This window comes from Kitasatospora sp. NPDC057940 (genome assembly GCF_042887425.1).
Taxonomy (GTDB): Bacteria; Actinomycetota; Actinomycetes; order Streptomycetales; family Streptomycetaceae; genus Kitasatospora.
In genome coordinates this window covers 1-10,259 of record NZ_JBHVPH010000060.1, presented here as the reverse complement: position 1 = coordinate 10,259, position 10,259 = coordinate 1, and the positions used below count along the sequence as shown (strand labels likewise).

General features: G+C 75.4%; 8 protein-coding genes. 6 read left to right on the top strand and 2 right to left on the bottom strand.

Features of this window, described 5'->3' with window-relative positions; translation table 11 throughout:
* The coding region (locus ACFVTF_RS38390; protein ID WP_387818862.1) for an SWIM zinc finger family protein at window positions 1–473 on the bottom strand (473 nt) is incomplete at its 3' end.
* 147 nt (window positions 474–620) lie between these two features.
* On the opposite strand from ACFVTF_RS38390, the gene ACFVTF_RS38385 reads away from it, so the two are divergent.
* From ACFVTF_RS38385 to sucD, 5 genes are all read left to right on the top strand, one after another.
* On the top strand, window positions 621–1,736 hold the full coding sequence (locus ACFVTF_RS38385) for an AAA family ATPase (protein ID WP_371518471.1): 1,116 nt from the start codon (window positions 621–623) through the stop codon (window positions 1,734–1,736).
* The gene (locus ACFVTF_RS38380) at window positions 1,733–4,159 is read left to right on the top strand and encodes a DUF5682 family protein (protein ID WP_387818861.1); all 2,427 of its coding nucleotides are present in this window, start codon (window positions 1,733–1,735) and stop codon (window positions 4,157–4,159) included. Before ACFVTF_RS38385 ends, ACFVTF_RS38380 begins: the two co-directional genes overlap by 4 nt.
* 20 nt (window positions 4,160–4,179) lie before the next feature.
* The gene (locus tag ACFVTF_RS38375; RefSeq protein WP_371518474.1) at window positions 4,180–5,343 is read left to right on the top strand and encodes a VWA domain-containing protein; all 1,164 of its coding nucleotides are present in this window, start codon (window positions 4,180–4,182) and stop codon (window positions 5,341–5,343) included.
* 302 nt (window positions 5,344–5,645) lie between these two features.
* Window positions 5,646–6,818 carry an ADP-forming succinate--CoA ligase subunit beta gene (gene sucC / locus ACFVTF_RS38370; protein WP_063349020.1) on the top strand — a complete coding sequence of 391 codons (1,173 nt, stop codon included), beginning with the start codon at window positions 5,646–5,648 and terminating at the stop codon, window positions 6,816–6,818.
* Between the two features lie 19 nt (window positions 6,819–6,837).
* Window positions 6,838–7,722 carry a succinate--CoA ligase subunit alpha gene (gene sucD / locus ACFVTF_RS38365; RefSeq protein ID WP_063349021.1) on the top strand — a complete coding sequence of 295 codons (885 nt, stop codon included), beginning with the start codon at window positions 6,838–6,840 and terminating at the stop codon, window positions 7,720–7,722.
* 70 nt (window positions 7,723–7,792) lie between these two features.
* Here sucD and ACFVTF_RS38360 read toward each other — a convergent pair whose 3' ends face one another.
* Window positions 7,793–9,559: a sigma factor-like helix-turn-helix DNA-binding protein gene (locus ACFVTF_RS38360; protein ID WP_387818860.1), complete on the bottom strand. Its 1,767-nt coding sequence runs from the start codon at window positions 9,557–9,559 to the stop codon at window positions 7,793–7,795.
* A 132-nt stretch (window positions 9,560–9,691) separates the two neighbouring features.
* On the opposite strand from ACFVTF_RS38360, the gene ACFVTF_RS38355 reads away from it, so the two are divergent.
* On the top strand, window positions 9,692–10,259 hold a 568-nt coding region (locus ACFVTF_RS38355), incomplete at its 3' end, for a DUF6350 family protein (protein ID WP_387818859.1).

Below are 10,259 nucleotides of genomic sequence, written 5' to 3'. Positions count from 1 at the left end.
GTGCGCACCGCCGCGCCGAGCATCGAGCCGAGCAGCAGGGTCGCCCCGACCACGACCGTGGTGACCACCGTGCCGCGGCGCAGCGCCCGGCGGCGGGCGGCGGCCGGGTCCGCGGGGGGCGCGGCGCGCTTCTCGGCGCGCTCCTCGCGGGACGTGAGCCAGTCGGCCGCCCACCCGGCGGGCTCGGCGGCGGGGACGGCCTCCGGGGCGCCGCTCCACAGCAGGAGGAGCCCGAGCGCGTGCTTGCACGGGAACTTCCGGCTGGGGCAGCTGCACTGGTAGGCGGGCGTGGCGAGTTCGATCACGGTGCGGTACGGCGTGCTGCCGCTGCCCTTGCACTCGCCCCAGAGCGCGGCGCCGTCGGTGCCCGCCCCGGACCAGGGCGCGGGCGAGGAGAGCTTGCCGGCCGCCTTCTGCGACGCGGCGTCAGGTGCCAGGGACAGGACGTGTTCGGTGCTCCAGCGTTCCTCCATGCGACCGACGGTAGGCGGTGCCACTGACATCGGCTGACTGCTCGTCGGGAGCGCCCCGGGGTTTGTCAGTGCCGGGGTGCAGGGTGGTTCCCACAGGCCGGGACGCCGGCCCCAGCTCCCCCCGATCACCCTGCCGCCGGGGCACCCGTGTGCCCGGCGGCCGACCCGAAGGAGCCCCCCGTGACCGACGTTCTGCGGCAGCATGCCGAGGACGCCTTCGCCGGTGAACTGGCCGCGCTGGCCGCGCAGGACGACCGTCCGCGCCCGGAGCGCTGGAAGCTCTCGCCGTGGGCCGTGGCGACGTACCTGCTCGGCGGCGAACTGCCCGACGGCACCCCGATCACCCCCAAGTACATCGGCCCGCGCCGGGTGGTGGAGGTCGCCGTCACGACCCTGGCGACGGACCGCGCGCTGCTGCTGCTCGGCGTGCCCGGCACCGCGAAGACCTGGGTGTCCGAGCACCTGGCCGCGGCGATCAGCGGCGACTCCACCCTGCTGGTGCAGGGCACCGCCGGCACCCCGGAGGAGGCCGTCCGGTACGGCTGGAACTACGCCCGGCTGCTCACCGACGGCCCGAGCCGGGACGCCCTGGTGCCCTCGCCGCTGATGCGGGCGATGGCGGACGGCAAGCTCGCCCGGATCGAGGAGCTGACCCGGATCCCGGCCGACGTGCAGGACAGCCTGATCACCATCCTGTCCGAGAAGACGCTGCCGGTGCCGGAGTTGGGCGGTGAGACGCAGGCGGTGCGCGGCTTCAACGTGATCGCCACCGCGAACGACCGCGACCGCGGCGTCAACGAGCTGTCCAGCGCGCTGCGCCGGCGGTTCAACACCGTCGTGCTGCCGCTGCCGGGCTCGCTGGAGGAGGAGGTCGACATCGTCACCCGCCGGGTGAACCAGCTCGGCCGCTCCCTGGAACTGCCCGAACTGCCCGGCGGCGCCGAGGAGATCAGGCGGGTGGTCACCGTGTTCCGCGAGCTGCGGGCCGGGATCACGACGGACGGGCGGACGAAGGTCAAGAGCCCGAGCGGCACCCTCTCCACGGCGGAGGCGATCTCGGTGGTGGCCAACGGCCTCGCCCTGGCCACCCACTTCGGGGACGGCGTGCTGCGCGCCGGGGACGTGACGGCCGGCATCCTCGGCGCCGTCGTCCGGGACCCGGTGGCGGACCACGCGGTGTGGCGCGAGTACGTCGAAGGAGTGGTGCGCGAGCGCGACGGTTGGAAGGACTTCTACCGGGCCGCCCGCGAGGAGGTGCGATGACCGCGGACGTCGCGCTGCTCGGCATCCGGCACCACGGCCCGGGCTCGGCCCGGGCGGTGGCCGCCGCGCTGGAGCGGTGGCGGCCGGACGCGGTGCTGATCGAGGGCCCGCCGGAGGCCGACGGCATCGTCCACCTCGCGGCCGGGAACGGCCTGGTGCCGCCGGTCGCGCTGCTGGCGCACGCGGTGGACGACCCGGCGAGGGCCGCGTTCTGGCCGTACGCCGAGTTCTCCCCGGAGTGGGTGGCGATCCGCTACGGCGTCGAGCGGGAGCTGCCGGTCCGCTTCATCGACCTGCCCGCCGGGTACGGCCTCGGCCCCGCCCCGGAGGCCGGGGAGACCGGGGAGCCGGGGGAGCCCGCCGGGCCGGTCGCCGACCCGCTGGCGCTGCTCGCCGAGGCGGCCGGCTACGACGACCCGGAGCGCTGGTGGGAGGACGTGGTCGAGCACCGCGCGCCCGGTGCGGACGGCGGGGACGACCCGGACGGACTGGCGCCGTTCGCGGCCGTCGCGGAGGCGATGGCGGCGCTGCGCGCGGAGGGCCTCGGCGAGTCCCGGCGGGACGACCTGCGCGAGGCGTACATGCGCCAGCAGATCCGGGCCGCCCGCCGCGCCGGGCACCGCCGGATCGCCGTGGTGTGCGGGGCCTTCCACGTGCCCGCGCTGGCGGTGCTGCCGACGGTCGCGCACGACCGGGCGCTGCTCGCCGGACTGCCGCGGAAGGTGCGGACGGACATCACCTGGGTGCCGTGGACGCACCGCCGGCTCTCCCAGTCCACCGGCTACGGCGCGGGCGTGCAGTCACCGGGCTGGTACCACCACCTGTTCGGCACCGAGGGCGATCCGGTGCCGCGCTGGCTCACCCGGGCCGCCGAACTGCTGCGCGCCGAGGACCACCCGGTCTCCTCCGCCCACGTCATCGAGGCGGTCCGGCTCGCCCGCACGCTGGCGGTGCTGCGCGGCCGCCCGCTGGCCGGGCTGACCGAGACCCTGGACGCCGTCCGCGCGGTGCTCTGCGAGGGCTCGGACGTCGCCCTGGAGCTCGTCCGGGACCGCCTGGTGGTCGGCGACGCGCTCGGCGAAGTCCCGGACGCGGCACCGGCGGTGCCGCTCCAGCGGGACCTCACCCGCTGGCAGCGCACGCTGCGGCTCAAGCCCGAGGCCGCGCCGAAGGACCTCGACCTCGACCTGCGCAAGGACACCGACGCGGCCCGCTCGCGGCTGCTGCACCGGCTGCGGCTGCTGGGCGTCGACTGGGGCGTGCCGGCCCGCTCGGCGGTCAACTCGACCGGGACGTTCCGGGAGAGCTGGCGGCTGTGCTGGCAGCCCGAGTTCGCGGTCCGGATCGCCGAGGCCGCCCAGTGGGGCACCACGGTGGAGGAGGCGGCGACCGGCAAGGCCGTCGGCACCGCCCGCGCCGCCGGCGAACTCGCCGAGCTGACCGGGCTGGTGGAGACCTGCCTGCTGGCCGGGCTGGCCGGCGCGCTGCCCGCCGTGATGCGGGTGCTCGCCGACTGCGCCGCCCTGGACACCGACGTCGCCCACCTGGCCGGGGCGCTGCCCGCGCTGGTCCGGGCGCTGCGCTACGGCGACGTGCGCGGCACCGACCACGGCGCGCTCGGCGAGGTCGCCACCGGCCTGGCCGACCGGATCTGCGTCGGGCTGCCGCCCGCCTGCGTCGGGTTGGACGCCGAGGGCGCGGCGGCGATGCGCGGCCGGCTCGACGAGGTGCACGGCGCGATCGGCCTGCTCGGCTCGGCCGCTCGCCCGGAGCCGGACGCCTCGGACGCCGCGGAAGGCCCCGACGCCCTGGACGAATCAGCGGGCCCGGGCACCCCGGCAGCCTCCCCGGGCCCGGCCGGTTCCGAGAGCCCGGCCGGTTCCGAGGGCCTGGCCGACCGCTGGGCCGCCGCCCTGCGCTCGCTGGCCCGCCGCGAGCCGGCCGGCGGCCCGGCCACCGGAGCCCCCGGCCTGCTGCGCGGGCGCGCCGTCCGGCTGCTGCTGGACGACGGCCGGCTCGACTCCGAGGAGGCCGCCGGCCGGCTGCGGCTGGTCCTGTCCACTGCCAACGCCCCGGCGGACGCGGCCGGCTGGATCGAGGGCTTCCTCACCGGCGGCGGCGCCCTGCTGCTGCACGACCCGCGCCTGCTCGCCCTGCTGGACGAGTGGCTGACCGGCGTGCCCGGCGAGGTCTTCACCGACGTCCTGCCGCTGCTGCGCCGCACCTTCGCCGGGCTGGAGGCGGGCGTCCGCAGCACCATCGGCGGCCGGGTCGCGGCCGGCCCGCTCGGCGAGGCCCCGGCGGCCCGGACCCCGGGCGGCACCCTCGACCGGGCCCGGGCCGACGCCGCCGTCCCGGTGGTGGCCCTGCTGCTCGGAGCCCGCCCCCGGATCCCCCGGCAGGCCGCCGGCCGCAACACCTGACACCCGTGAAGGAGGACCTGATGGCGACCACGACCGACGAACGGCTGCGCCGCTGGCGGCTGGTGCTCGGCGGCGAGGCCGACGGCACCGGCTGCGCCCTGCGCGGCCGGGACGCCGCGATGGACGGCGCCCTGGCCGCGCTCTACCGCGGCGCGCCCGAGGAGGGCGGCCGGGCGGCCCGCGGCGGCCGGCGCAGCGCCGGGCTGGGCGGCTCGGCCCCGCAGGTGGCGCGCTGGCTGGGCGACATCCGCGAGTACTTCCCGTCCACCGTCGTCCAGCTGATGCAGCAGGACGCGATCGCCCGGCTCGGCCTGGAGCGGCTGCTGCTGGAGCCCGAGATGCTGGAGGCCGTCGAACCGGACGTGCACCTGGTCGGCACCCTGCTGTCGCTCAAGCACGCGCTGCCCGAGACCACCCGGGAGACCGCCCGGGCCGTGGTCGGCAAGGTGGTCGCCGATCTGGAGCGCCGGCTCGCCGACCGCACCAGGGCCACCCTGGGCGGCGCCCTCGACCGCAGCGCCAAGGTCAACCGGCCCCGCCACCGCGACATCGACTGGGACCGCACCATCCGGGCCAACCTGAAGAACTACCTGCCCGAGCACGGCACCGTCGTGCCCGAGCGGCTGGTCGGCTACGCCCGCGCCCAGCGCGCGGTGAAGAAGGACGTCATCCTCTGCATCGACCAGTCCGGCTCGATGGCCCCGTCGGTGGTGCACTCGGCGGTGTTCGGCGCGGTGCTCGCCTCGATGCGCACGCTGGACACCCGGCTGGTCGTCTTCGACACCTCGGTGGTCGACCTCACCGAACAGCTCACCGACCCGGTCGACGTCCTGTTCGCCACCCAGCTCGGCGGCGGCACCGACATCAACCGCGCGCTCGCCTACTGCCAGTCGAGGATCACCCGGCCGTCCGAGACCGTCGTGGTGCTGATCAGCGACCTCTACGAGGGCGGCATCCGGGACGGCATGCTCAAGCGCGTCGCCGCGATGAAGGCGGCCGGCGTCCAGTTCATCGCCCTGCTGGCGCTCTCCGACGAAGGTGCGCCCGCCTACGACCACGCCCACGCCGCCGCCCTGGCCGCCCTGGGGGCCCCGGCCTTCGCCTGCACCCCGGACGCCTTTCCGGAGATCATGGCCGCGGCGATCGAGAAGCGCCCGCTGCCGGTGCCTGACCAGGGAGTGTGAGGATTCACCCGGACGTGCGAACCGGCCGACCGGCGGACGGGGGGTGCGCCGACCGCCCCCGTAGGCTGTCTGTGACGGTTCTCACCACGGACGGGCAGGCCCCGGGCGAAACAGTCCCGTCGTACGGGGATAACCTGCCAGACGGACGTGACGCGCGTGTTGATTGACGTGTGCGCCCGTGGCTGTGTGGGCCGCAAGGCCGTACCTCTGCGTACCCGCACCGCCCCGACGACCCGCAGCGAAGATCCTGCCGTGGCACGCTCGTAGAGACACAATCCGCGACCACGAACAAGGACAAACACGTGGACCTGTTCGAGTACCAGGCGAGGGACCTCTTCGCCAAGCACGGTGTGCCCGTGCTTGACGGTGATGTGATCGAGACCGCCGCAGACGCTGCCGCCATCGCGGAGCGCTTCGGCGGCCGCGCCGTCGTCAAGGCTCAGGTGAAGGTGGGTGGCCGAGGCAAGGCCGGTGGCGTGAAGCTCGCCTCCGACCCGGCTGACGCCGTCGCCAAGGCCGAGGCGATCCTCGGCATGGACATCAAGGGCCACACCGTCCACAAGGTGATGCTGGCCCAGACCGCGGACATCAAGGACGAGTACTACGTCTCGTTCCTGCTGGACCGCACCAACCGCACCTTCCTGGCGATGGCCAGCGTCGAGGGCGGCGTGGAGATCGAGGTCGTCGCCGAGGAGAACCCCGACGCGCTGGCCAAGATCCCGGTCGACGCCAACGAGGGCTGCACCCCGGAGAAGGCCGCCGAGATCGTCGCCGCGGCGAAGTTCCCGGCCGAGATCGCCGACCAGGTCGCCGACGTCCTGCAGAAGCTGTGGAAGGTCTTCATCGCCGAGGACGCGCTCCTCGTCGAGGTCAACCCGCTGATCAAGTCCGGCGAGGGCAAGATCATCGCGCTTGACGGCAAGGTCTCGCTGGACGAGAACGCCGAGTTCCGCCAGCCCGAGCACGAGGCCCTGGAGGACAAGGCCGCGGCCAACCCGCTGGAGGCCGCCGCCAAGGCCAAGGGCCTGAACTACGTCAAGCTCGACGGCCAGGTCGGCATCATCGGCAACGGCGCGGGCCTCGTGATGAGCACCCTCGACGTGGTCGCCTACGCCGGTGAGAACCACGGCGGCGTCAAGCCCGCCAACTTCCTCGACATCGGCGGCGGCGCGTCCGCCGAGGTCATGGCGAACGGCCTGGAGATCATCCTGGGCGACCCCGACGTCAAGTCGGTGTTCGTCAACGTCTTCGGCGGCATCACCGCCTGTGACGCGGTCGCCAACGGCATCGTGCAGGCCCTCGCGCTCCTGGAGAGCAAGGGCGAGAACGTCACCAAGCCGCTGGTCGTCCGTCTGGACGGCAACAACGCGGAGCTGGGTCGCAAGATCCTCGACGACGCCAACCACCCGCTGGTCCAGCGCGTGGACACCATGGACGGCGCCGCTGACCGCGCCGCCGAGCTGGCCAACAAGTAAGGAAGGGGACTTTCACACCATGGCTATCTTCCTTACCAAGGACAGCAAGGTCATCGTCCAGGGCATGACCGGCTCCGAGGGCATGAAGCACACCCGCCGCATGCTCGCCTCCGGCACCCAGATCGTCGGCGGTGTCAACCCGCGCAAGGCCGGCACCACGGTCGACGTCGACGGCACCGAGGTGCCCGTCTTCGGCGGCGTCGCCGAGGCCATGGAGAAGACCGGTGCCGATGTCACCGTCATCTTCGTGCCGCCGAAGTTCACCAAGGACGCCGTCGTCGAGGCCATCGACGCCGAGATCGGCCTGGCCGTCGTCATCACCGAGGGCGTCCCGGTGCACGACACCGCCGCCTTCTGGGCGTACGCCGGTTCGAAGGGCAACAAGACCCGGATCATCGGCCCGAACTGCCCCGGCCTGATCAGCCCCGGACAGTCGAACGCCGGCATCATCCCGGCCGACATCACCACCTCCGGCAAGATCGGCCTGGTCTCGAAGTCGGGCACCCTGACCTACCAGCTCATGTACGAGCTGCGGGACATCGGCTTCTCCTCGGCCGTGGGCATCGGCGGTGACCCGGTCATCGGCACCACCCACATCGACGCCCTCAAGGCGTTCCAGGAGGACCCGGAGACCGAGCTCATCGTCATGATCGGTGAGATCGGTGGCGACGCCGAGGAGCGTGCCGCGGCCTACATCGCCGAGCACGTCACCAAGCCGGTCGTCGGCTACGTCGCGGGCTTCACCGCCCCCGAGGGCAAGACCATGGGCCACGCCGGCGCCATCGTCTCCGGCTCCTCGGGCACCGCCCAGGCGAAGAAGGAGGCCCTCGAGGCCGCCGGTGTCAAGGTCGGCAAGACGCCGTCCGAGACCGCCCGCCTGGCGCGCGAGATCATCGCCGGCTGACGTCGGTCGACCGCGCAGCGAGCGCCCCTGCCCTTCACGGGCAGGGGCGCTCGCGCGTTTGCGGACCCCGTCAGTACGGCGTGGGCCCGGTCGTGCACGGCAGCGGTGACCACAGCGGGCAGACCTCCGGGCCCTGCGGCGGCGGGGCGCCCGCCCCCCGGGCGACCGCCGGCAGCTCCCACCGCGCGGCGGCCTGCGGCGCCGACTCCATCACGACCGCCTCCACCCCCGGCGTCGGGCTGCACCACAGGCTGCGGACGACGTTCGGCGGCCCGCCCGGCAGCGCCGGCACACCCGGTTCGCCCGCGCCCGCCGCCGACAGGCACATCGCCGGCTCCGGCGGCTCCGGGGACCGGAACAGCGTCACCGGCCGGATCCCCACCAGCGTCGCCAGCGCCGCCCCGCCCACCGCTGCCGTCAGCAGCGCCGCCGCCCCCGTCCGGCTCGCGGTCCACAGCCGGTGCCGGGCCCGCAGCACCGGCACCGGCGGCCGGTGCGGCTCCGGGCAGCCCCGGACCGCCGCCCGGTGCAGCAGCCCGCTCAGGCCGTCCGCGAACCCCGGCGCCGCCGGATCCGGCCCCAGCAGCTCCGGCACCCACCGGGCCAGCTCCACCCGGGCCGCCCACACCCGCCCCTCGGCCGCCGCCAGCGTCGACTCCACCTCCACTGCGACCGCCGCCGCCGGCAGGCCCAGCCCGTCGTGCAGCACCAGCGCCCGGCGCTGCGGCCGGGACAGCCGCCGCAGCGCCTTCAGCAGCGCCCGGTCCCGGTCGGTCAGCCGGTCGTGATCGGGCAGCACCGCCTGCGACTCGTCCGCCGGCCGCACCCGGATCCGCCGGTGCGGCAGCTTCCAGGCGTGCATCCGCCGGGGCCCGCCCCGGTGCCACGGGGACAGCGCCAGCTCGCACGCCCGTACCCGCACCCACCCCTCCGGATCCCCCGTCCCGGCCACCTCCGCCCAGCCCCGGCGCGCCTCCCCGAACGCCAGTCGGACGCAGTGCGCGGCCCGGTGCCGACAGGCGGTCAGCAGGAACATCTGCTGCACCAGCCGGGTGTGTGCCTGCTCGTACAACTCCTCGAAGCTCCCGGCCGGCCCGGCGCGCTCACCGTCGGCCGGCGTGGCCGCGTGGGTGGGCGGCCCGGGATCGGCGGCCGGGCCGTCGGGTCGGTCCTGCGCCGCGGGCGGGGTGTCGCGGGTTCCGGGTGGTGTCGTGGTGACGACGGGTGTGCTGATGCTCCCTCCCGGGGCGTGCGGGGCGTGCGGGGCGTGCGGGGCGGTCTGGGTGTTCGGGGCGGTCTGGGCGAGGGCGGCGGCGGTGGCGTGGTCGGCCGGGCCGGGGTGCGCGAGGGCGGGCCCGGCGTGCTCTCCGCCGGTGCCGGTGCCGGTGCCGGTGCCGGTTTCGGTTTCGGTGCCGAGGACGGGCGGGCGCTGCGGCGCGGGGTCGGGGGTACGGGGGTCGGCGGCAGGGGCCGCCTGGACGTCGCCCGGCGCGTCGGGGCCGGGCGGTGCGGGGTCGGGCGGTGCCGGGTCGGGGTTCTTCGGGCGGGCGGTGGTGAGGGCGACGGCCTCGGCCTCGGTGGCCGCGCCGAGTTTGCGCATGGCCCGCTGGACGTAGCTGCGGGCGGTGGCCGGGGTGATGCCGAGGGCGGCGGCCGCCTGCGGGAGGTCGCGGCCGGCGGCGAGGTGGGCGAGCACCTGGGCCTCACGGGGCGTCAGTTTCCTTAGGGGGCGGGCCGTGTCCTGGTCGGGTTGGGTGGCCCGGGGCTTGCGGGCACGGTTCCGGGGGGTGGGGGAGTCGGCGCCGGCGGGGTGTTCGGCGGTGGGTGGCGTGGTCATCAGACGCTCCGGGCCGGTCCGCCGGCGGCTTGGGGATCGGGTCTGAAAATGCGCATAAGCCAATAATCTGGGACACGGCGGCGGTTTGCCGCTTCACGAGGCATGGCGAGTCGCCTTGGCACCATGAGGCGCATGACGCAGCTGATGGGCCGTCCGATCCTGGAACTGCCGGGCGAATTGGGCGGACGCCCGTTGCCGGCCGACCTGTTGGCGGGGGTGCGGACGGCGCTGGTCGGCCTGGCGGTCGTCGGGGTGCCGGTGCTCGGACTCTGGGTGGCGACGCCGTACGCGGACAACGGGGCGACCGGCGCCACCCGGTTGGCGGGGGCGCTGTGGCTGCTCGGGCACGGCGCGCCCGTGCTGCGGGGGGACGCGGGTGCCCCGCTGACCGTCACCCCGCTGCTGCTGGGCGTGCTGACGGTGGCCCAGCTGTACCGGGCCGCCGCCAGGGTGGCGTCGCGGCGCGGACCCCGGCCGCGCTGGGGCGGCCCGGCGGCGGTCTGGGCGGGCTACTGCGCGGTCGCGGCGGCGGTGGTGCTGCACTGCACGGGCGCCGGACTGTTCCGGGCCAGGGTGCTGCCGGACGTGCTGGTGGTGGGGTTGCTGGCCGGGCTGGCGACGGCGGCGGGCGCGCGGTCGGCCCGGGCCGCCGGCCCCGCCTCCCCGCCCCGCCGCCCGGCGTGGCGCCTGCTGGACCGGC

Coding starts and splice junctions, on each gene's coding strand:
- ACFVTF_RS38380 (WP_387818861.1), top strand. CDS start 1,733: ATGACCGCGGACGTCGCGCTGCTCGGCATCCGGCACCACGGCCCGGGC.
- ACFVTF_RS38375 (WP_371518474.1), top strand. CDS start 4,180: ATGGCGACCACGACCGACGAACGGCTGCGCCGCTGGCGGCTGGTGCTC.
- sucD (WP_063349021.1), top strand. CDS start 6,838: ATGGCTATCTTCCTTACCAAGGACAGCAAGGTCATCGTCCAGGGCATG.
- ACFVTF_RS38360 (WP_387818860.1), bottom strand. CDS start 9,559: ATGACCACGCCACCCACCGCCGAACACCCCGCCGGCGCCGACTCCCCC.